Here is a 20,313-nt window from a genome sequence, read left to right on the forward strand (position 1 = left end):
GTCACCTCCTGGATGTGGGCTGGGCTGTCACTTGACGCCGAGACCGGCGTCGGAGACCTCGGGCTTGCCCGCGGCCTTCAGGACCTTGTTGAGGGGCCCGAGGTCGTAGATGCCCTTCAGGTCGGGCTGCTCCAGGAGACCGGCCTTGACCGCGTGGTCGGCCTGCGCGCGCAGGGTGGCGGCCAGCGGGTCGTCGGTGAACCGGATGGACGGCCAGGCCGCGTCGATCACCTTGGCGCCCAGCGCCTTGCCGGAGAGGTCCTTGAGCTTGGCGTTGGCCGATTCCTTGGCCTTGGCCGGGTTGGCGTTGATCCACTCGTTGGTCTTCACCGTGCCGCGCAGGAACGCCTCGACGACGTCGGGGTGCGCGGCCAGGAACTTCTGCGACACGATGATGTTGGTGATGACGAACTGCTTGTCCGGCCACAGGTCGGACTCGTCGAGCAGCACCTTCGCGCCGTCCGAGACGAGCTTGGACGCGGTCGGCTCCGGCACCCACGCGCCGTCGATCGAGCCGGACTTGTAGGCGTTCGGCGTCGTCTTGTTGTCCGAGCGGACCACCGAGACGTCACCCTTGCCGCTCGCGGAGTCGACCTTCCAGCCCTTCTCCGCGATCCAGTTGAGGAACGCGACGTCCTGCGTGTTGCCCTTCTGCGGGGTGGCGATCCGCTTGCCCCTGAGGTCGTCCAGGGTCTTGATCCGCGCCGGGTTCACCACGAGCTTGACGCCCCCGGAGGCGGAGCCGCCGACGATCCGCAGGCTCGAGCCCTGCGACTTGACGTAACCGTTGATGGACGGCGAGGGGCCGATGAAGCCGATGTCGATCGATCCGGCGTTCAGGGCCTCGATCTCGGACGGGCCCGCGTTGAAGGTCGTCGTCTCCAGGGCGGTGCCGCCCAGCGCCTTCTGGAGGATGCCCTCCTTGTCGCCGACGAGGGCGGTGGCGTGCGTGAGGTTGGGGAAGTACCCGAGCCGTACGGTGTCGGCGGAGAGCTTCGCGCCCTCGGCGGCCACCTTCTTCTCGTCGTTCTTGGCCTGGGAGCCGTAGCCGCACGAGGCGAGCGCGCCGATCAGGAGCGGCAGGGCGGCGACGGCGGCCAGGCCGCGGCGCAGGGTGGTGCGGGTGGTGGCAGGCACGGGAGGATCCCCTCGGGTCAGCGACTTCGCAGTCTGTGTCTATGTCGTGCGGAGTGGAGCGGGTGGAGCGGCAGCGCGCCGCCACGGCGGCGGCGCGAGGAGGTCAGCACGCACATCGCGCGACACCTCCCCGGCCCGCGCCGAGGGCGCCGGAACCGATCCGGCCCCCTTCCTTCGCGAAGGTCGAGTACACGTCGGGGGTCATCTCAGAAGTCCCAGCCTTCCTCGTCGGCCACCGCGGACACGGCCTTGGCGGTGGCGAAGGACTCGCCCGCCATGCCGGCCGCGAGGGTGGTGCCGTCGGCGGGGTCGATCAGCAGGAACGAGCCGGTACGGCGGGAGTCGGCGTACGCGTCGAGCGCCAGGGGCTCGGCGGTCCGCACCTTGACGCGGCCGATGTCGTTGGCGACGAGCCGGCCCGGCTCCGGGTGCTGGGAGAGGTCGTCCAGCGTCAGCCGGGACGGGATCTCCTTGACGATCGCCTTGACCGTGCGGGTGGTGTGCTTGAGCAGCACGCGCTGGCCGACGGTGAGCGGCTGGTCCGCCACGTGGCAGACGGTCGCCTCGACGTCCTGGCTGGTGGCCGGGGCGTCGGCGCTCGGGGCGAGCAGGTCGCCGCGCGAGATGTCGATGTCGTCGGCGAGCCGGATGGTGACCGACTGCGGCGCCCAGGCGATGTCCACGGCCTCGCCCAGCGCGTCGATCGCGGTGATCGTCGAGGTCTTGCCTGAGGGCAGCACGGTGATCCGCTCGCCGACGCGGAAGGCACCGGCGGCGATCTGGCCCGCGTAGCCCCGGTAGTCGGGGTGCTCGGCGGTCTGCGGCCGGATCACGTACTGCACGGGGAAGCGGGCGTGGCAGGCCGTCAGGTCGTGGCTGACCGGGACGGTCTCCAGGTGCTCCAGGACGGTCGGACCGCCGTACCAGTCCATGTTCGCGGACGGCTCCACCACGTTGTCGCCGGCGAGCGCCGAGATCGGGATCGCGGTGATCTCCGGGACGCCCAGCTCGGAGGCGTACGTCGTGAACTCCTCGGCGATGGCGGCGAAGACGGACTCCCGGTACTCGACCAGGTCCATCTTGTTCACGGCCAGGACCACGTGCGGGACGCGGAGCAGGGCGGCGACGGCGGCGTGCCGGCGGGTCTGCTCGACCACGCCGTTGCGGGCGTCGACGAGGACCACGGCCAGTTCGGCCGTGGACGCGCCGGTCACCATGTTCCGGGTGTACTGCACGTGCCCGGGGGTGTCGGCGAGGATGAACCGGCGGCGGGGCGTCGCGAAGTACCGGTAGGCCACGTCGATGGTGATGCCCTGCTCCCGCTCGGCGCGCAGGCCGTCGGTGAGCAGCGCCAGGTCGGGCGCCTCCTGGCCGCGCGAGCGGGAGGCGTGCTCCACGGCCTCCAGCTGGTCGGCGAGGACCGACTTGGAGTCGTGCAGCAGACGCCCGACGAGGGTGGACTTGCCGTCGTCGACGGAGCCGGCGGTGGCGAAGCGCAGCAGGGTCGTCGCGGCCGGCCCGGCGGTCGGCTGCTGCTGGGTGGACGTGCTCATTAGAAGTACCCTTCGCGCTTGCGGTCTTCCATCGCGGCCTCGGACAGCTTGTCGTCGGCGCGGGTGGCGCCCCGCTCGGTGAGACGGGAGGCGGCGATCTCGGCGATGACGGCCTCCAGCGTGGTGGCGTCGGAGTCGACGGCGCCGGTGCAGGACATGTCGCCGACGGTGCGGTAGCGGATGAGCCGCTTCTCGACCTGCTCCGACTCCTTGGGGCCGCCCCACTCACCGGCCGTCAGCCACATGCCGTTCCGGGCGAACACCTCGCGCTCGTGGGCGAAGTAGATCTGCGGGAGCTCGATCTTCTCCCGCTGGATGTACTGCCAGACGTCCAGCTCGGTCCAGTTGGAGAGCGGGAAGACCCGGACGTGCTCGCCGGGCGCGTGCCGGCCGTTGTAGAGCTGCCACAGCTCGGGGCGCTGGCGGCGCGGGTCCCACTGCGAGAACTCGTCGCGGAGACTGAAGACCCGCTCCTTGGCCCGGGCCTTCTCCTCGTCGCGGCGCCCGCCGCCGAAGACGGCGTCGAAGCGGTGCTCCTGGATCGCCTCCGTCAGCGGCACGGTCTGCAGCGGGTTGCGGGTGCCGTCCGGGCGCTCGCGGAGCTTGCCGGCGTCGATGTAGTCCTGCACGGACGCGACGTGCAGCCGCAGGCCGTGCCGGGCGACGACGCGGTCCCGGTACTCGATGACCTCGGGGAAGTTGTGTCCCGTGTCGACGTGGAGCAGCGAGAAGGGGATCGCGGCGGGCGCGAAGGCCTTCAGCGCCAGGTGCAGCATGACGATGGAGTCCTTGCCGCCGGAGAACAGGATCACCGGCCGCTCGAACTCACCCGCCACCTCACGGAAGATGTGGACGGCCTCGGACTCCAGGGAGTCCAGGTGCGACAGCGCGAACGGGCTGCCGGTGACGTCATGGACGTGGGCGACGGTGGTCACAGTGCCTCCTCGTGAGCTTCTCCGCCCGTGCTGGGGGTACCGCCCGCCGAAGGCAGGGGGAGCAGAGGTGCGGCTTTCTTCGTCTTCGTCGGCGACCCGGTGGCCGCGCGCGCGGCGCTCACACCAGGCCCCTCTCGGTGAGCAGCGCGTGGAGCTGCGCCGCGGACTCCCGCACGGTCTGGTTCTGGGACTCGATCCGCAGGTCGGGGGTCTCGGGTGCCTCGTACGGGTCGTCGACGCCGGTCAGGCCGCTGATCTCGCCGGCGGCCTGCTTGGCGTAGAGGCCCTTGACGTCGCGGACCGAGCACACGTCCAGCGGCGTGGCCACGTGGACCTCGACGTAGGCGGTGCCCTCGGCCTGGTGGCGCTTGCGGACGGCCTCACGGCTGTCGGCGTACGGGGCGATGACCGGTACGAGGACCTTCACCCCGTGCGAGGCGAGCAGCTCGGCGACGAAGCCGATGCGCTGCACGTTGGTGTGGCGGTCCTCGCGGCTGAAGCCGAGGCCGGCCGAGAGGAACTCGCGGATCTCGTCGCCGTCGAGGATCTCGACGCGGTGGCCCTCCGCGCGGAGCCGGCCGGCCAGCTCGTACGCGATGGTCGTCTTGCCGGCGCTCGGCAGGCCGGTGAGCCAGATCGTGGCACCGGTCACGGATGTCTCCTGGGGGGTGTCGGGGGTGGCCTGCGAGGAGGCGTGCGGGGTGGTCGTCATCAGCCGTGCAGCCCGCATTCGGTCTTGGCGCGGCCGGCCCAGCGGCCGGCCCGGGCGTCCTCGCCCTCCGCGACCCGGCGGGTGCAGGGAGCGCAGCCGACGGAGGCGTACCCGTCCATGAGGAGCGGGTTGGTGAGGACACCGTGCTCCGCGACGTACGCGTCGACGTCGTCCTGCGTCCAGCGGGCGATGGGGGAGATCTTGACCTTCTGCCGCTTCGCGTCCCAGCCGACGACCGGGGTGTTCGCCCGGGTGGGGGACTCGTCGCGGCGCAGGCCGGTGGCCCACGCGGCGTACGCGGTCAGGCCCTCCTCCAGCGGCTTGACCTTGCGCATCGCGCAGCACAGGTCGGGGTCGCGGTCGTGGAGCCGGGGACCGTACTCGGCGTCCTGCTCGGCCACCGTCAGCCGCGGGGTCAGGGTGATGACGTTGACGTCCATGACGGCGTCCACGGCGTCCCGGGTGCCGATGGTCTCCTCGAAGTGGTAGCCGGTGTCGAGGAAGACGACGTCGACGCCGGGCATGGCGCGCGAGGCGAGGTGGGCGACGACGGCGTCCTCCATGGAGGAGGTCACGCAGAAGCGCTTGCCGAAGGTCTCGGCGGCCCACCGGAGGATCTCCAGGGCGGAGGCGTCCTCCAGCTCGCGGCCGGCCCGCTCGGCGAGTGCCTCGAGGTCGGCCGCGGTGATGTCCTGAGCGATCGTCATGTCTGTTCCCTCCCCGTCGTGCTGCCCGTGCCGTGTCCGTCGTCCGTGCTCCGCGTACCGGCCGGAGCGGCCGGGCGGCCCGTGCTGCCGGGTGCGAGCAGGCCGAGGAACTTCAGCTGGAAGGCCCGGCCGCAGGCCGCGCACTCCCAGGCGCCGTGGCCCTGCTCGCCCGGCCGCAGGTCCTCGTCCCCGCAGTAGGGGCAGAAGAAGGGGGCCGCGCGCTCGCTCATGACAGGGCCTCCTCCGACGCGCGCGCCGCCCAGGTGGCGAAGCGCTCGCCGTCCTCGCGCTCCGCCTGGAAGCGCTTGAGGACCCGCTCGACGTAGTCGGGCAGCTCGGCGGCGGTGACCTTGAGGCCGCGGACCTTGCGGCCGAAGCCGGCCTCCAGGCCGAGGGCGCCGCCCAGGTGGACCTGGTAGCCCTCGACGCGGTTGCCGTCGTCGTCCAGGACCAGCTGGCCCTTGAGACCGATGTCCGCCACCTGGATACGGGCGCAGGCGTTGGGGCAGCCGTTGATGTTGATCGTCAGCGGCTCGTCGAAGTCGGGTACGCGCCGCTCCAGTTCGTCGATGAGCGTGGCGCCGCGGCCCTTGGTCTCGACGATCGCCAGCTTGCAGAACTCGATGCCCGTGCAGGCCATGGTGCCGCGGCGGAACGGCGAGGGGGTGACGCGCAGGTCCAGCGCCTCCAGGGCGGCGACGATCGAGTCGACCTGGCCCTCATCGATGTCGAGGACGAGCATCTTCTGCTCGGCGGTGGTACGGACCCGGCCGGAGCCGTGCGCCTCCGCGATCTCGGCGATCTTCGTCAGGGTGGCGCCGTCGACGCGGCCGACGCGCGGTGCGAAGCCGACGTAGAAACGGCCGTCGTTCTGGCGGTGCACGCCGACGTGGTCCCGCCAGCGGCCGGCCGGCTGCTCGGGGGCGGGGCCGTCGGTGAGCTTGCGTCCCAGGTACTCGTCCTCCAGGACCTGGCGGAACTTCTCCGCGCCCCAGTCGGCGACGAGGAACTTCAGGCGGGCGCGGTTGCGCAGCCGGCGGTAGCCGTAGTCACGGAAGATCGAGATGACGCCCTCGTAGACGTCCGGGACCTCGTCGAGCGGGACCCACGTGCCGAGCCGCACGCCGAGCTTGGGGTTGGTGGACAGGCCGCCGCCGACCCACACGTCGAAGCCGGGGCCGTGCTCCGGGTGGCGCACGCCGACGAACGACACGTCGTTGATCTCGTGGGCGACGTCGAGCAGCGGCGAGCCGGAGACGGCCGACTTGAACTTGCGGGGCAGGTTGGAGAAGTCCTTGTTGCCGACGATCCGGCGGTGGATCTCCTCGATGGCGGGGGTGCCGTCGATGATCTCGTCGGCGGCGATGCCGGCGACGGGGGAGCCGAGGATGACGCGGGGGGTGTCACCGCACGCCTCGGTGGTGGACAGGCCGACCGCCTCCAGGCGGTTCCAGATCTCGGGCACGTCCTCGATGCGGATCCAGTGGTACTGGACGTTCTGCCGGTCCGTGATGTCGGCGGTGCCCCGGGCGAACTCCTCGGAGATCTCACCGATCACGCGCAGCTGCTCGGTGGTCAGCCGGCCGCCGTCGATGCGGACGCGGAGCATGAAGTACTCGTCGTCCAGCTCCTCCGGCTCCAGGACACCGGTCTTCGTGCCGTCGAGCCCCTGCTTGCGCTGGGTGTAGAGCCCCCACCAGCGCATGCGTCCGCGCAGGTCGTTGGGGTCGATCGAGTCGAACCCGCGCTTCGAGTAGATCGTCTCAATGCGTGTCCGCACATTGAGACCGTCGTCGTCCTTCTTGAACTGCTCATTGCCGTTCAGCGGGGTGAAGTGCCCCACGGCCCACTGACCCTCGCCACGGTGACGCCCGGCCTTGCGGCGGGCGGCGGCGGGTGTGGGGTTTTCCGGGGTGGCGGCCATGGCGTTTTGTCCTTCGGGACTGCGGGAGGGCGGCTCTGACCTGCACACTCGCGCTCGGGTCAGAGGTGGCGCGACGGTGCGCAGCAGGGGTCGGTCAGAAGAGGGATCGCGGCGGTGCTGGTTCTCTCAGCGCACCGGACAGATGGCGCTGGACATGCGGCCGAGGTCGACGTGCCGCCGACTCACCAAGGCAATTCCAGTTCCAGGCATGGCGGAAGCGTGTCACGGGTCTTTGGAACCAGTCCAGCTTCGTCCGGTATATGGACAACATCGTCTCGCCAGGCGAGATGGTGTGCTGTGGGTCACGTGAAAGGGGCCCCGTGGGCCCCTCCGTGACGCCGCCTCGGGCCCGTGCGCCCGGGCCGGCGGGGGCGGGGTGTGGGGTGTGCGCCGAACTCAGGCGTGGGCGCCCGGCCAGGGTCCGGGGGTCTCCGTCTCCTCGGCCTGCTCGACCTTGGTGTCGAAGAGGCGGAAGCCGCGCCGTTCGTAGTTGGCCACGGCGTGCTCCCCGTCCAGCGAGCAGGTGTGCAGCCACACCCGCCCGGTCGGTTCCCGGTCGGGCCAGCGCTCGGCCAGGTCCCAGGCGCGGGCCGTGCCGTAGGAGAGCAGGTGGCCGCCGATCCGGCGCCCCCGGAAGGCGGGGATGAGCCCGAAGTAGACGATCTCCACCACGCCGTTCTCCTGGGCGTCCAGCTCCAGGTAGCCGGCGGGCGTACCCCGGTCGTACGCCACCCAGATCTCGGAGCCCGGCTTCTCCACGATCTCCTGCCACTGCCGGTAGGTCAGCCCGAGCCGGTCGGTCCAGTGGACGTCGCCGCCGACCGCGGTGTAGAGGAAGCGGGCGAACTCGGGCGAGGGCACCTCGGCGCGCCGGACGGCGACGCCGTCCCCCTCCGGCGGGGTGGCCGGGCGCAGGTCGGACGGGGAGGTCTGCTCGAGGGACCAGGTGGTGAGAGTGATGCTCATGGGCTCATCGCATCATGTGGAGGGCGAGATTCCCAGAGGCGTCCGGCCCGGCGGGCGCGGGTTCGTCCGCCGAGTGGTCGGTCTGTCCGAATTGCGGACGGGGGCGGGTGCGGGGCCGGCCTCCGACCGCTCAGGTGCTCGCGCGGCGCTGGTCGCTCGCGTCGCGCAGGTGGGCCGTGTGCCGGACGAGGGCGTCGACCCGCTCCGCGAGATCGGGGCTCAGGCGGGCGAGATGGGACCGGGTGCCCGCCAGCGGTTCCAGGAGCAGGGCCGGATCGCTCTCCGCCAGGGCCCCCGCGAGCGCCTTGCGCTCCCGAGGCGGCAGACCGTCGAGGGCGGTGACCTGCCCGGCCAGCTGTCGCAGGTCCGCCGCGTTCCCCCGGGCCCAGGTGCTCACCGACCGGTCGGCCGCGCGCCGGTCCCGGGTGGCCCGCACCCGCTGCTCGCCGGTGTCGCCGGGCTTCCCCGGCCGCACCCGCAGATAGCGCCGCTCGGCGGCCTGCCGACTGGTGACGCCGAGCGGCCCCGCCAGATCGGCCCAGCTCGCGCCGGCCTCCCGGGCCGTCTCGATCAGGCCGGGCTCCCAGTCCGCGAGGCGCTCGCGCAGCTCCCGCAGCAGGAGCAGGGCGGCGAGGGCCTGCTCCGGGGAGGGCGGTTCCGCGCCCGCGGCCGGACCGGGAGCCTCCGCCGTGCCCGCCTCCCGTACGGCCTCGTCGATCGTCGCGAGGGCGGCCAGGGCCGCGTGGAGGCTGAGGGGGCGGTCGGTTCCGGCCACGGGGCGCATCCTCTCCGTCCGGTCGTCACGGATCAATGTCGTCATTCCGTTGACAGAACAGTTGTCGTCGTTCGGATGACATGCTACAACGGAGGTCAGGTGAAGCGCATTGGCTCCTTGCCGATCCGATGGAGGTGTTTCGCGATGTTGATGCGCACCGACCCGTTCCGCGAGCTCGACCGCCTGACGCAGCAGCTGCTGGGCACCACCGGCACCTGGACACGGCCGTCGACGGTGCCGATGGACGCGTACCGCGAAGGTGACGAGTACGTCATCGCGCTCGACCTGCCCGGCGTCTCGCCGGACGCCATCGACATCGACGTCGAGCGGAACATGCTGACGGTCAAGGCGGAGCGCCGGCCGGCGGCGAAGTCCGAGGACGTACAGATGGAGCTGTCCGAACGGCCCCTGGGCGTCTTCTCCCGCCAGCTGATGCTCGCCGACACCCTCGACACCGAGAAGATCACGGCCGACTACGAGGCCGGCGTGCTGACCCTGCGCATCCCGATCGCGGAGCGCGCGAAGGCCCGCAAGATCGAGATCGGCCGGGGCGACGACCGCAAGCAGATCAGCGGCTGACCCGCGCGGCCGGCGGGCGACCGCTCCACCGGCGGCCACCCGCGATCAGCGGCCGTCCCCCAGGACCGACCGCCGTGCGTTCGGTGGCCGGACCAGGAGGAAACCCGGACGCCGGCGACCCGGCCGTACCCCGGCACCGGAGACTCCGGCGGCCGGGACAGGAGAATCCCGCGAGCGGAGGGCGGGTGCCCCCACCGGCCCGCCCGCCCCCGCCGCTCCCCACCCGCTCCTCCCCCTGCCGAAGGGAGCCGCGATGAGACTGCCGTGGCAGACGTTCCTCGACCGGGTCGCGGAACGCGGCGACTACCCCACCCCCCACGAGGCGGAACGCGCCGCGCGCACGGTGCTGGCGCTGCTCGGCGCCCACCTCGTCGGGGACGTACGGGCCGCGCTCGCGGCCCGCCTCCCGGAGACCTTCGCCGTCGTGCTGCTCAATCCGCTGCAGGCCGCCGAGCCCCTCTCCCCGGAGCGGTTCGTCCGCGCGACCGCCGCCTGGATCGAGGGGGCCACCGAACAGACCGCGGCCTGGGACGTGAGCGCGGTCCTCAGCACCGTCGCCGACGCGGCGGGCGAGGAGCTCACCTCCCGGATGCTGCTCCAGCTCCCGCCCGGCTACGACGTCCTCTTCGGCCGGCCGCAGCCCGGGTGAGCCGGCACCCGCACCCGTCCACCCCGCCCGGCCCCGGCGGCCGGGCCCGCAGAGAACGGTGACGACCAGACCCATGCTCCAGCAGACCGAGACGGCCCTTCCCGCCCCCCGTGCCGGACTCCAGGAGAGCGAGGACTACGTACGCCTCCTCGAACGCGTCCGCTACGAGGGCGCGCACCCCACCCGTGAACACGCGGAGGAAGCCGTACGGGACGTCCTCGCGGCCCTCGGCCGCCAGCTCGTCGGCGACGAGCGCGTCGACCTCGCCGCCCGGCTCCCCGTCGAGGCGGCCCTCGTCCTCACCGGCCAGATCCCGGCCCTGAACCGGCTCACCGGCTGGGAGTTCGTGAAGGACCTCGCGGAACGCACCGGCCGGACGCCCGCCACGGCCCGCTGGAACGTGAGCGCGGTCCTGGCCGCCGTCACCCGGCTGGCCGGCCCGGAACTGACCGACCGGATCGTGGCCCAGCTCCCGCCGGGTTACGCCCTCCTGTTCGGCCGCGCCGAACTCACCCAGCGCAGGCCCGCCACCGAGGGCACGGCCGCCGCGGCCTGACCCTCCTCCTCTTCCCCCGCCCCGGGCCCGGTCCGGTCCCGCGTCGGCACCGCCCCCGCCTCGGCCCTCCGGCTGCCCGGGCCCGTCGTCGGCGTCCTCCCGATCTCCCGGGGCCGCCGGGCCGGTGGGCCCGGCGTCGGGGTCCGGCCGGGCCGGCCGTCCGAGGGCGCGGACCGCCCCCGGGCCCGGCCGGTGCCTTGCGGCCATCGGGCCGCGTGGCCCGCGCTCTTCGCCCACGTGCCGTCCCGGCCCCCGGGCCCGTGTCCGCCGGCCCAGGTCCTCGGCAGAGCCGCACCCCACCCGGTGTCAGCCGGCGGCCTCCGTGCGCGCGGCCCGCACCGCCGGGGCCGTCGAATGCGGCAGCAGGTCGGCCGGGCGCTCCGGCCGCAGCACGGTCACCTCGACCTCCTCCCGGAAGCGGTACGGACGGTGGGCGAGGACGCTCGCCAGGTTCCGCCGCACCCGCGACATCTCCGCCCGTACGGTCACCGTCCTCGTCCGGTCCCCGAACACGTCCCCCGCCAGCTCCGCCGCCGTCCGCCCGTCCCGGTGCATCGCCAGTACGTACAGCAGCTCGGCGTGGCGCGGGCTCAGCTCCTGCTGCCAGCTCCCCGCGGGCCCCGTCACGTCCACCGTCCACCGGCGCGGCCTGCTCAGGTCCAGCACCACCCGGCCCGCCGCACCCGGTCCGGCCTCCGCGGGCGGCGGCTCCTCCTCCACGCGGAGCAGCCAGCCGCCGGGCAGCGGCTCCACCGCGCACATCCCGAGCGAGGGCAGCCACATCCGCCCGGCCCGGAAGGACTTCGGCAGCGCGATCCGGTCCACCGGCGCGAGCCCCGTCACCGCCGCCGTCCAGCCGTGCGCGTCCACCGCGACCGCCCGCCCGCCCACCCGGCACAGGATCGGCGCCGCCACCGCCCGCAGCCGCTCCACCGAACGCCGGTGCCGCTCCCGCATCTCCGCCTCGGCCAGCCGCGCCACGGAGCCGACCAGGGCGAGCATCGCCGGATGGAAGCTGGAGGCCGGTCCGCTCACGTCCAGGATGCCGAGCAGCCGCTGGTCGCGCGGGTCACGTACCGGGGCCGCCGCGCAGGTCCAGTTGTGGAGGGTGTGCACGTAGTGCTCGGCCGAGTGGACCTGCACCGCCCGGCCCATGGCGAGGGCCGTTCCCACGGCGTTGGTGCCGGCGGTGTGCTCGGTCCAGGCGGCGCCCTCCTCCAGACAGATCCCGTTCGCCTGCCGCATCACCGCGAGGTTGCCCTCGCGCCACAGCACCCGGCCCTGCTCGTCGGTGACCACCATGATCTGGAGGGAGGCGTCGGCGATGCCGGCGAGGCCTCCGCTCAGGGTCCCCATCACCTCGGCCAGGAGCGTGGAGCGCCGCCGCCGTTCCAGCTCCTCCCGCCGCAGCAGCACACTGCTCGTGCCCTGGTCCGGGTCGAGGCCTATCCGGGCCATCCGCTGCCAGGAGGCGTCGATCACGGGGCGGGGCGCGATCGGGGGCGTACGGCCCGCGAGCGTCTCCTCGCGGACCCGGTGCAGCAGGCGCGTGGCCTGAGCGGCGTCCATGGCGGCCAGCCGCTTCATGTCCAGCTGCGTGTTCTTCATCGGTCTCTCCCAGCCACCCCGGGCGCTGTATCGGTTCTGCGGATGTCCGGGGTGTCGCTGCCCATCGTGCCGTCCGGCGGCACCCGGCGAGGGCGGGTTCCGGCAATCTCGCAACCCTTTGCAACTCTGGCCGGGAGGGGCCTTCGTACGTGAAGGTGGAGCGAGCGGTGGGTGGTGCCGTGTCGGCGCAGCACCACCCCCGCTTCTCCCGCGCCGAGCGGCCGATCGGAGCCCGCGCGCCGGCGGCCCGGCCGGCTCAGATCTCCACCCGCGCCCGTTCCACCACCGCCCGCAGGTCCAGGGTGGGCGGCAGCGTCCCGAAGGCCGCCCCCGCCTCCCCGCCGAGCCGCCCCGCGCAGAACGCGTCCGCGACCTCCGGCGGCGCCCACCGCACCAGCAGAGATCCCTGGAGCACCAGCGCCATCCGCTCCACCAGCCGCCGCGCCCGCCCCTCCACCCCCTCCAGGTCGGCCAGCTCCGTCAGCACCCCCCGGATCGCCCGGTCGAGCCGGTGGTCCGCGCCCCGCGCCGCACCCACCTCGGTCAGGAAGGCGTCGAGCGCCGCCGGCTCGGTCCGCAGGGCGCGCAGCACGTCGAGGGCCTGGACGTTCCCCGAGCCCTCCCAGAGGGAGTTGAGCGGCGACTCGCGCAGCAGGCGCGGCATCCCGGACTCCTCCACGTACCCGTTGCCGCCCAGGCACTCCAGCGCCTCCGCCACCACCGGCGTACAGCGCTTGGTCACCCAGTACTTCGCCGCCGGCACGGCGATGCGGAGCAGGGCCCGCTCCCGCTCGGCGTCGCCGCCGCCGTTCCCGCAGGCGTCGTAGGCCGCGGCCAGCCGCATCCCGAGGGCCGTGGCCGCCTCCGACTCCAGCGCCAGATCGGCGAGCACGTTGCGCATCAGCGGCTTGTCGGCGAGGAGACCGCCGAACGCCGAGCGGTACGAGGCGTGGTGCACGGCCTCCGCCACCGCCCGCCGCATCAGCGCCGCCGAGCCGAGCACGCAGTCCAGCCGGGTCGCCGCCACCATGCCGATGATCACACCGATCCCGCGGCCCTCCTCGCCGACCCGGCGCGCCCAGGTCGTCCCGTCGAACTCCACCTCCGCGGAGGCGTTCGAACGGTTGCCCAGCTTGTCCTTCAGACGCTGGAGCGCGAACGCGTTGCGCGTCCCGTCCTCCAGGATCCGGGGCACGAGGAAACAGGTGAGCCCGCCCGGCGCCTGCGCGAGGACCAGGAAGGCGTCCGACATCGGCGCCGAACAGAACCACTTGTGGCCCGTCAGGACGTACTCCCCGGCCGCCGCCAGCGGACGCGCCGACGTGGTGTTCGCCCGGACGTCGCTGCCGCCCTGCTTCTCCGTCATCCCCATGCCGAGCAGCACGCCCGTCTTGCCCAGCGGCGGCCGCAGTTCCTGCTCGTACAGGTGCGAGGTCGCGAGCGGCTCCCACACGGCGGCGAGTTCCGGCTCGGCGCGCAGCGCCGGCACCGCCGCGTGCGTCATCGAGACCGGACAGCCGTGCCCCGCCTCCACCTGCGACATCATCAGGAACCCGGCGGCGCGCCGGACGTGCCCGCCCGGCCTGCCCCACGCGTCCGTGAGGCCCGACGTCACCGACTTGCCGAGCAGCCGGTGCCAGGCCGGATGGAACTCCACCTCGTCGACGCGGTGGCCGTACCGGTCGTGGGTGCGCAGCCGGGGCGGGAAGGCGTTCGCCAGCTCCGCCCACCCGTTCAGCTGCGTCGAACCGGCCGAACGGCCCAGCGCTCCCAGCTCGCCGCGCGCCTCGTCCAGGACCTCCGGCGCGCCCGCCGCGCCGAGATGCCGGTCGACGGCCTCGGTCAGGGCCCGGTCGCTCGTGAAGACGTCGTATCCCACCAGGGGCGGAGCCTGATTGGTCACGGTGTGGGTGCTCGCTGCCATGCCGATACGGTAAGCAGGTGCAGGCAGCAAGAGAAACATCCGAACGGCCCGAGCGTCGGCCCGGGAGCAGGCTTCACCGGGCACGCGTCCTCTACCGCAACGTCTCGAAGCGGAAGATGGTCTGGCTGCTTCTGAAGGACACCGTCAACTCGTGCATCGAGTACCGGATCCTGGGCCTCGCCGCCGAGGCCGCGTTCTTCACCCTGCTGTCCCTGCCGCCCCTCCTCCTCGGCCTGATCGCCCTCCTCGGCTACGCCGACGACTGGACCAACACCGACACCGTCGCCAGCATCGAGGAGAACATCCTCCGGGCCGCCGGGACGGTCCTCTCCGACCGGGGCGTCCGCGACATCGCCAAACCCCTCGTCGAGGACGTCACGCAGGGCAAACGCCCCGATCTCGTCTCGCTCGGCTTCGCGATCGCCCTCTGGTCCGGCTCCCGCGCGGTGAACGTCTTCATCGACACCATCACCGTCATGTACGGACTCGACGGCCACCGCGGCATCGTCAAGACCCGCCTCCTCGCCTTCCTGCTCTACCTCGTGGCCCTCGTCATCGGAGCCGTCGTCCTGCCCCTCGCGGTCGTGGGGCCCGACCGGGTCGTGGAGTTCGTCCCCTGGGGGACGGAGGTCGTCGCCGTCCTCTACTGGCCGGCCGTCATCCTGCTGACCATCGTCTTCCTCACCACGCTCTACCACGTGTCCGTCCCCGTCCGGTCGCCGTGGATCGAGGACATCCCCGGCGCCCTGGTCGCGCTCGCCATGTGGGTGCTGGGCAGCTTCCTGCTCCGGATCTACCTGACCAGCCAGGTCGAGGGCCCCACCATCTACGGCTCCCTCGCCGCTCCCATCGCGGTCCTCCTCTGGATCGGCATCTCGGCCTTCGCCGTCCTCGTCGGCGCCGCCGTGAACGCCGCCATCGACCGCGTCTGGCCCTCCGTCGCCACCGCCGCCGCCCGTGAGGCCAACGAACGCGCCCGTGCCGTCCAGGCCGCCGAACTCGTCGCCCGCGTCCGCGCCGAGGCCGAGGAGGTGGACGAGGACGACCCCGACATGCCGTCCGAGTTCCCCGAGCGCTGGTCCAGGTTCCTGCCCCCGGACGACGTGAGGTCCCGCCTCCACTCGGGCTGGGAGAAGGAGTGACGGCCGCCTGACCCCGGGGGGCGGATGCGGAGCGGTACGCGGGGAGGCGCCGCGGACGGCGTGCGGAAAAACCGTTGGCGCGGGCGTGAGCGGGCCCGCTACGGTGACGTCCGTCCCGGATCCACGGATCACGCAGGACAGGAATCCGACCAGGAGGTGTGATCGATGGCTGTCGTCACGAAGGGCCTTGCCCGCACGCGGAAGTTCGTCCACATCACCTCCGTGGCCTCCGGCTGACCTCTTTCGATCACCGATCGCCGGGGCCGCCCTGTGAAGGGTTCCCCTTGTCTTTCCCGCTTTCCGCCGCTTCCTCCACCTTTCCCTCCGCTCCGTCTCCGGCCGGCGCAGCCCCGGTACTCGACGCCCACGGCTGGGACACCGGCTGGGCCGAGGCCTTCGCCCCGTACGCCGCACAGGGCCTCGTCCCCGGGCGGGTCGTCCGCGTCGACCGCGGGCAGTGCGACGTCGCCACCCCCGGCGGCGTCGTCCGCGCCGACACCACCTTCGTGACCCCGCACGACCCGCTGCGGGTCGTCTGCACCGGTGACTGGGCGGCCGTCGACCCCGAGGACTCGGGTGACCCCCGCTACGTACGGGCGTGCCTGCCGCGCCGGACGGCGTTCGCGCGGTCCACCTCCTCCAAGCGGTCCGAGGGGCAGATCCTCGCCGCCAACGTCGACCACGCGATCATCACCGTCTCCCTCGCCGTCGAGCTGGACCTCGGCCGGATCGAGCGGTTCCTGGCGCTGGCCTGGGAGTCCGGTGCCCAGCCCGTCGTCGTCCTCAGCAAGGCCGACCTGGTGCCCGACCCGGTCGGGCTCTCCTACCTCGTCGAGGACGTGGAGACCGTCGCCCCCGGCGTGCGGGTGCTGCCGCTGAGCTCGACCACCGGCCTCGGCCTCGACACGCTCTCCGCCACCGTCGCGGGCGGCACGACCGTGCTGCTCGGCGTCTCCGGCGCGGGCAAGTCCACCCTCGCCAACGCCCTGGTCGGCCAGGACGTCATGGACGTCCAGGAGGCCAGGGACGTCGACGGCAAGGGCCGGCACACCACCACCACCCGCAACCTCTTCCTGCTGCCCGGCGGCGGTGTCCTCATCGACACGCCGGGGCTGCGCGGCGTCGGCCTCTGGGACGCGGAGACCGGGGTGGGCCAGGTGTTCTCCGAGATCGAGGAGCTGGCCCGGGACTGCCGCTTCCACGACTGCGCCCACGAGGCGGAGCCGGGCTGCGCGGTCACGGCGGCCGTGGACGACGGCACGCTCGCCGTCCGCCGCCTGGAGAGCTATCGCAAGCTGCTCCGCGAGAACCAGCGGATCGTCGCCAAGACCGACGCCCGCATGCGCCACGAGATCCGCAAGGACTGGAAGCGCAAGGGCGCCGAGGGCCGTGCCGCCCTGGAGCTCAAGCGGGGCGGCCGGCTGCGGTAGCCACGGCGGCGGGGGAGCGCGGTGTCCGAAAACCGCGAGCCGGGGTGCGCGCACGGCCGCACACTGGATTGCGTGACGGACGACGACACCCGCTACGAGGCGGTGAGCAGCAGGGACGCGCGGTTCGACGGAGAGTTCTTCTTCGCCGTCCGCACCACCGGCATCTACTGCCGTCCCAGCTGCCCCGCCGTCACCCCCAAACGGCAGAACGTCACCTTCTTCCCGACGGCCGCCGCCGCCCAGGGGCACGGCTTCCGCGCCTGCCGACGCTGCCGCCCGGACGCCGTGCCCGGCTCGGCCGAGTGGAACGTCCGGGCCGACGTCGTCGGCCGCGCCGTGCGGCTGATCGGCGACGGGGTCGTGGACCGCGAGGGCGTCCCCGGGCTCGCCGACCGCCTCGGCTACAGCACCCGGCAGGTCCAGCGCCAGCTCACCGCCGAGCTCGGCGCCGGGCCCGTCGCCCTGGCCCGCGCCCAGCGGGCCCACACCGCCCGGCTGCTGCTGCAGACCACCGCCCTGCCGGTCACCGACATCGCCTTCGCCGCCGGCTTCGCCAGCGTCCGCCAGTTCAACGACACCATCCGCGCCGTCTACGCCCGCACCCCCACCGCCCTGCGCGCCGAGACCGGCGCCGGAGCCCGGGACCGCACCGCGCTCGCCGCCGGGGTCCCGCTGCGGCTCGCCCACCGCGGCCCGTACGCCGCCCGCGAGGTCTTCGACCTGCTCGCCGCCGAGGCCGTCCCCCTGGTCGAGGAGGTCGCCGGCGCCCCCGGCGCCCGCACCTACCGGCGCACCCTCCGCCTCCCGTACGGCACCGGCATCGTCTCCGTCGACGAGCGGTCGGCGGGCCGCTGGCTCGACGCCCGCATCCACCTCACCGACCTGCGCGACCTCACCACCGCCGTCCATCGGCTGCGCCGCCTCTTCGACCTGGACGCCGACCCGTACGCGGTCGCGGAGCGGCTCGGAGCCGATCCGCTGCTCGCCGCCGAGGTCGCGGACCGGCCCGGCGTGCGGTCCCCGGGCACGGCCGCGCCGGAGGAGTTCGCGCTGCGGGCCGTCCTCGGGCCGGGGGAGGCCGCCCGGGTCGTGGAGCGGTACGGCACGCCCCTCGACACCCCCTGCGGCACCCTCACCCACCTCTTCCCCCTCCCGGCCGAGCTGACCGCCCACCCGGCCGCCGGGCCGCTCGCCCGCGCCCTGGCCACCGGGGAGGTCCGCCTCGACCCGGGCGCCGACCGCGAGGAGGCCGAGCGCGCCCTGCGCGCCGTCGCGGGCGTGGACGCGGGGACCGCCGCCCTGATCCGCATGCGGGCCCTCGGCGACCCGGACGTCGCCGCCGCGTCCGTACCCGGACCGGAGGCGGAGCGGTGGCGCCCCTGGCGCTCGTACGCGGCCCGCTACCTGGCTCCCGGGCCCACCCCGCTCAGCCGCCGATGACGGCGCCCGCCCAGGCGCCCGCGATGAGCAGGCACGCGAACAACTCCACCAGGACGCTCGTGCCCGCCGCCCGCATCACGGCCCGGGTCGCCGCCCCGGCCTGGCCGTGGCCGCCGAGCCGCAGACGCTCCGCGAGGTAGATCCCGCCCACGAAACCGGGGACGGCGCCCACCACGGGGAGCAGCAGGAATCCGACGAGCGCGCCGGCGCCCGCGTACGCGACCATCCGCCGGGTGATGCCGACGCCCCGGAAGCGGCGGGGCGGCAGCTGCCAGACCACCACCTGGGTCAGCAGCAGGAGCGCCGTCGAGGAGACGAGCAGGATCCAGGCGAGGCCGGTCCGCTCCTGCAGCGACCACCACAGCACGGCGGCCCACACGAGCCACGTCCCCGGCACTCCGGGCACGAGTACCCCGAAGACGCCGAGCAGCATCACCGTCGCCACCATCAGGAGCTGCCACACACCCACCCGGCCAGCGTCCCTCACCCGCCGCCTCCGCGCAGGTCCGGCGCGGCATCCGGGGAGACGCGGGCCCGGGGGGAGCCGGATACCCGGCCGCACCGGAGCCCCCGCCACCCCCGCCTCAGCGCCGGGACACCCACCCCTTCTCGTACGCGTGCCACCCCAGCTGGAGCCGGGTCGTCACCCCGGTCAGTTCCATGAGGCCCTTCACCCGGCGCTGGACCGTCCGCAGGCCGAGGTCGAGCTGCTTGGCGACGCTCGCGTCCGTCATGCCCGCGAGCAGCAGGGACAGCACCTCCAGATCCGTGGCGTCCGGACCCGGCGCCTCGTCCTCCACGACCTGCGCGCCGGCCCCGAGCCGCAGCGGCAGCGCGTCGCGCCACACCGACTCGAAGAGGCCCATGAGCGACTCCAGCAGCCCGCTGGCGTGCACCACGAGCGCCGCCGGCTCCGCGCCCCGGCCGGTCAGCGGCACCATGGCAAGGGTCCGGTCGGCGACCACCAGCTTGGTGGGCACCCGGTCCACCACCCGGACCTTCTCGTCCCGGCCGAGCGCCGCCGCCAGCTCACCGAGCCCCGACGGCTGGGCGAGCACCTCCCGCTCCAGGACCACCCGGTAGGCGACACCGCGGCTCGCGGCCCGCTCCTCCACGTCGTTCTCCAGGCCCGTCACGGCGATCGGTTTGCCCGTGACCAGGGCGCAGACCTCCTCCGTGGCACCGAGCTGGAGCTGGAAGAAACGATGCGCCACGGCGCTCGCCCCGGTCACCACCTCCACCAGGTCGTGGACCGCCGGTTCCGTCGCCTCCGCCCGGTACTCCTCGGCGAGGAGCTTCGCCGCCAGCTCCGCCTGTTCCAGCTCGTGCCGCTGCTGGGTCAGCAGGGCCCCGAGCGCCACCCCGGGCGGCGCCGCCACCCAGCGCCCGGTCCGCGCGGAGGACTGGGCGGCGAGCCCCTGCGCCTCCAGCCGGCGCAGCGCCCGCTCGGTGTCCTGCTCGGGCAGCGCCAGCCGGTGCGCGAGATCGGAGACCTCCGCCGCGCCCAGCGCCACCAGCGCCCGGTACGCGGACTCCTGACGTCCGTCGAGTCCTATCGCTCCCAGCATGTGTGTCCCGCCCCTCGCCGTACCGCCGGCCGCGTCCCGGGGGTTCCCGGACCGCCTGCCGGAGGCATTCGTTCCGTTGGTGACCTGGCGGGAATCGGCCACGGCGTATTCCCGCCCTGCCCATCATCCCCGCACCGCCCTCACCTCTGCCAATGTGGCGCCACCGCACCACCGACAGGCCGCGGAAGCGGACCTTTCGCGCCCTTTTTCCGGAATCAGAGGGGAGAGTGATGCACCCGATGCCCCGAGGGGCGGCGCCCGCCGCCGTCCCGGCCGTCCCGCGCCTTCGAGGTACCGGCCGAGGCCGGGACGTACACCCCCGAACGGGACACCCGCACGATCGGGAGCACGGTGCGGGCGCGCTCCCCTTCCGTCAACTCACTTTGGAAAACGGCCTCCTGGCCTGAGTCGAGCGTCTATTCTCAAGGCATCCCGATTCCCCTTCCCCCGGTACGACCTTCCGGAGGACGGACACAAGACCCTCGCCGCGACCGACGGCCAGCAGATCGGCCTCACCGCGACGGGTCACGCGGGGTACACCCCCGCGGCGCTCACCCCGGCCACGCCCGCGTACTCCCACGACGGCGGCGTGACCCGGGACGGAAGCGCGGGTCACTCAGCAGGGCGGCGGCTGGACCGCGACCGTGCACCACGCGGGCGTGTCCGGCGCGCAGGCCACCCTGAGGACCGAACCGACGGACGCCCACG

The 20,313-nt window shown here is 73.5% G+C and carries 20 protein-coding genes; 6 read left to right on the top strand and 14 right to left on the bottom strand.

Translation table 11 applies throughout. From position 1 onward, the window contains the following. Window positions 1-27: 27 nt before the first annotated feature. The 10 genes from ACFY60_RS21575 to ACFY60_RS21620 form a co-directional block, all read right to left on the bottom strand. Entirely contained in the window at window positions 28-1,137 is a 1,110-nt protein-coding gene (locus ACFY60_RS21575; RefSeq protein WP_388612515.1) for an aliphatic sulfonate ABC transporter substrate-binding protein, read from the bottom strand. A gap of 206 nt (window positions 1,138-1,343) precedes the next feature. After that, the gene (locus ACFY60_RS21580) at window positions 1,344-2,690 is read right to left on the bottom strand and encodes a sulfate adenylyltransferase subunit 1 (protein ID WP_388612517.1); all 1,347 of its coding nucleotides are present in this window, start codon (window positions 2,688-2,690) and stop codon (window positions 1,344-1,346) included. Then, entirely contained in the window at window positions 2,690-3,625 is a 936-nt protein-coding gene (gene cysD, locus ACFY60_RS21585; protein WP_388612518.1) for a sulfate adenylyltransferase subunit CysD, read from the bottom strand. Before cysD ends, ACFY60_RS21580 begins: the two co-directional genes overlap by 1 nt. Window positions 3,626-3,743: 118 nt before the next feature. After that, the gene (gene cysC, locus ACFY60_RS21590; RefSeq protein ID WP_388612520.1) at window positions 3,744-4,337 is read right to left on the bottom strand and encodes an adenylyl-sulfate kinase; all 594 of its coding nucleotides are present in this window, start codon (window positions 4,335-4,337) and stop codon (window positions 3,744-3,746) included. Next, entirely contained in the window at window positions 4,337-5,044 is a 708-nt protein-coding gene (locus ACFY60_RS21595; RefSeq protein WP_388612522.1) for a phosphoadenylyl-sulfate reductase, read from the bottom strand. The genes cysC and ACFY60_RS21595 overlap by 1 nt, the downstream gene beginning before the upstream one ends. After that, window positions 5,041-5,274 carry a hypothetical protein gene (locus ACFY60_RS21600; RefSeq protein ID WP_388612524.1) on the bottom strand — a complete coding sequence of 78 codons (234 nt, stop codon included), beginning with the start codon at window positions 5,272-5,274 and terminating at the stop codon, window positions 5,041-5,043. Before ACFY60_RS21600 ends, ACFY60_RS21595 begins: the two co-directional genes overlap by 4 nt. Continuing rightward, a complete protein-coding gene (locus ACFY60_RS21605) occupies window positions 5,271-6,968 on the bottom strand; it encodes a nitrite/sulfite reductase (protein WP_388612526.1) in 1,698 nt (565 codons plus the stop codon). Before ACFY60_RS21605 ends, ACFY60_RS21600 begins: the two co-directional genes overlap by 4 nt. Window positions 6,969-7,094: 126 nt before the next feature. After that, window positions 7,095-7,178 (bottom strand): putative leader peptide, encoded by an 84-nt coding sequence (locus ACFY60_RS21610; RefSeq protein ID WP_351391960.1) that lies wholly within the window; start codon window positions 7,176-7,178, stop codon window positions 7,095-7,097. A gap of 186 nt (window positions 7,179-7,364) precedes the next feature. After that, on the bottom strand, window positions 7,365-7,934 hold the full coding sequence (locus ACFY60_RS21615; RefSeq protein ID WP_388612528.1) for a GNAT family N-acetyltransferase: 570 nt from the start codon (window positions 7,932-7,934) through the stop codon (window positions 7,365-7,367). A 130-nt stretch (window positions 7,935-8,064) separates the two neighbouring features. After that, a complete protein-coding gene (locus ACFY60_RS21620; RefSeq protein ID WP_388612600.1) occupies window positions 8,065-8,718 on the bottom strand; it encodes a type III effector protein in 654 nt (217 codons plus the stop codon). Between the two features lie 135 nt (window positions 8,719-8,853). Here ACFY60_RS21620 and ACFY60_RS21625 point away from each other — a divergent pair, with 135 nt between their 5' ends. From ACFY60_RS21625 to ACFY60_RS21635, 3 genes are all read left to right on the top strand, one after another. After that, window positions 8,854-9,288, top strand: coding sequence for an Hsp20/alpha crystallin family protein (locus tag ACFY60_RS21625; RefSeq protein WP_388612529.1), 435 nt, complete (start codon window positions 8,854-8,856; stop codon window positions 9,286-9,288). Window positions 9,289-9,541: 253 nt separating this feature from the next. Beyond that, window positions 9,542-9,937, top strand: a complete 396-nt coding sequence (locus ACFY60_RS21630; protein ID WP_388612531.1) for a DUF2267 domain-containing protein — start codon at window positions 9,542-9,544, stop codon at window positions 9,935-9,937. Window positions 9,938-10,010: 73 nt separating this feature from the next. Continuing rightward, the gene (locus tag ACFY60_RS21635) at window positions 10,011-10,493 is read left to right on the top strand and encodes a DUF2267 domain-containing protein (RefSeq protein WP_388612602.1); all 483 of its coding nucleotides are present in this window, start codon (window positions 10,011-10,013) and stop codon (window positions 10,491-10,493) included. A 306-nt stretch (window positions 10,494-10,799) separates the two neighbouring features. Here ACFY60_RS21635 and ACFY60_RS21640 read toward each other — a convergent pair whose 3' ends face one another. Then, window positions 10,800-12,101, bottom strand: coding sequence for a GAF domain-containing protein (locus ACFY60_RS21640; RefSeq protein WP_388612533.1), 1,302 nt, complete (start codon window positions 12,099-12,101; stop codon window positions 10,800-10,802). A 256-nt stretch (window positions 12,102-12,357) separates the two neighbouring features. Next, window positions 12,358-14,025 carry an acyl-CoA dehydrogenase family protein gene (locus ACFY60_RS21645; protein ID WP_388612535.1) on the bottom strand — a complete coding sequence of 556 codons (1,668 nt, stop codon included), beginning with the start codon at window positions 14,023-14,025 and terminating at the stop codon, window positions 12,358-12,360. A 17-nt stretch (window positions 14,026-14,042) separates the two neighbouring features. Here ACFY60_RS21645 and ACFY60_RS21650 point away from each other — a divergent pair, with 17 nt between their 5' ends. From ACFY60_RS21650 to ACFY60_RS21660, 3 genes are all read left to right on the top strand, one after another. Then, window positions 14,043-15,167 carry a YihY/virulence factor BrkB family protein gene (locus tag ACFY60_RS21650; protein ID WP_388612537.1) on the top strand — a complete coding sequence of 375 codons (1,125 nt, stop codon included), beginning with the start codon at window positions 14,043-14,045 and terminating at the stop codon, window positions 15,165-15,167. A gap of 284 nt (window positions 15,168-15,451) precedes the next feature. Next, window positions 15,452-16,597, top strand: coding sequence for a ribosome small subunit-dependent GTPase A (gene rsgA / locus ACFY60_RS21655; RefSeq protein WP_388612538.1), 1,146 nt, complete (start codon window positions 15,452-15,454; stop codon window positions 16,595-16,597). Window positions 16,598-16,660: 63 nt separating this feature from the next. Beyond that, window positions 16,661-18,037, top strand: coding sequence for a DNA-3-methyladenine glycosylase 2 family protein (locus tag ACFY60_RS21660; RefSeq protein ID WP_388612604.1), 1,377 nt, complete (start codon window positions 16,661-16,663; stop codon window positions 18,035-18,037). Here ACFY60_RS21660 and ACFY60_RS21665 read toward each other — a convergent pair. Both ACFY60_RS21665 and ACFY60_RS21670 read right to left on the bottom strand, forming a co-directional pair. Continuing rightward, window positions 18,024-18,506, bottom strand: coding sequence for a DUF456 domain-containing protein (locus ACFY60_RS21665; protein ID WP_388612539.1), 483 nt, complete (start codon window positions 18,504-18,506; stop codon window positions 18,024-18,026). The genes ACFY60_RS21660 and ACFY60_RS21665 overlap by 14 nt on opposite strands. A gap of 115 nt (window positions 18,507-18,621) precedes the next feature. Next, window positions 18,622-19,605, bottom strand: coding sequence for a helix-turn-helix domain-containing protein (locus ACFY60_RS21670; protein WP_388612541.1), 984 nt, complete (start codon window positions 19,603-19,605; stop codon window positions 18,622-18,624). Window positions 19,606-20,313: the final 708 nt, after the last annotated feature.

Source organism: Streptomyces sp. NPDC012827 (assembly GCF_042900905.1).
GTDB lineage: Bacteria > Actinomycetota > Actinomycetes > Streptomycetales > Streptomycetaceae > Streptomyces > Streptomyces gulbargensis.

Coding starts and splice junctions, on each gene's coding strand:
- ACFY60_RS21580 (WP_388612517.1), bottom strand. CDS start 2,690: ATGAGCACGTCCACCCAGCAGCAGCCGACCGCCGGGCCGGCCGCGACG.
- cysC (WP_388612520.1), bottom strand. CDS start 4,337: ATGACGACCACCCCGCACGCCTCCTCGCAGGCCACCCCCGACACCCCC.
- ACFY60_RS21595 (WP_388612522.1), bottom strand. CDS start 5,044: ATGACGATCGCTCAGGACATCACCGCGGCCGACCTCGAGGCACTCGCC.
- ACFY60_RS21600 (WP_388612524.1), bottom strand. CDS start 5,274: ATGAGCGAGCGCGCGGCCCCCTTCTTCTGCCCCTACTGCGGGGACGAG.
- ACFY60_RS21605 (WP_388612526.1), bottom strand. CDS start 6,968: ATGGCCGCCACCCCGGAAAACCCCACACCCGCCGCCGCCCGCCGCAAG.
- ACFY60_RS21610 (WP_351391960.1), bottom strand. CDS start 7,178: ATGCCTGGAACTGGAATTGCCTTGGTGAGTCGGCGGCACGTCGACCTC.
- ACFY60_RS21615 (WP_388612528.1), bottom strand. CDS start 7,934: ATGAGCATCACTCTCACCACCTGGTCCCTCGAGCAGACCTCCCCGTCC.
- ACFY60_RS21620 (WP_388612600.1), bottom strand. CDS start 8,718: ATGCGCCCCGTGGCCGGAACCGACCGCCCCCTCAGCCTCCACGCGGCC.
- ACFY60_RS21625 (WP_388612529.1), top strand. CDS start 8,854: ATGTTGATGCGCACCGACCCGTTCCGCGAGCTCGACCGCCTGACGCAG.
- ACFY60_RS21630 (WP_388612531.1), top strand. CDS start 9,542: ATGAGACTGCCGTGGCAGACGTTCCTCGACCGGGTCGCGGAACGCGGC.
- ACFY60_RS21635 (WP_388612602.1), top strand. CDS start 10,011: ATGCTCCAGCAGACCGAGACGGCCCTTCCCGCCCCCCGTGCCGGACTC.
- ACFY60_RS21640 (WP_388612533.1), bottom strand. CDS start 12,101: ATGAAGAACACGCAGCTGGACATGAAGCGGCTGGCCGCCATGGACGCC.
- ACFY60_RS21645 (WP_388612535.1), bottom strand. CDS start 14,025: ATGGCAGCGAGCACCCACACCGTGACCAATCAGGCTCCGCCCCTGGTG.
- ACFY60_RS21670 (WP_388612541.1), bottom strand. CDS start 19,605: ATGCTGGGAGCGATAGGACTCGACGGACGTCAGGAGTCCGCGTACCGG.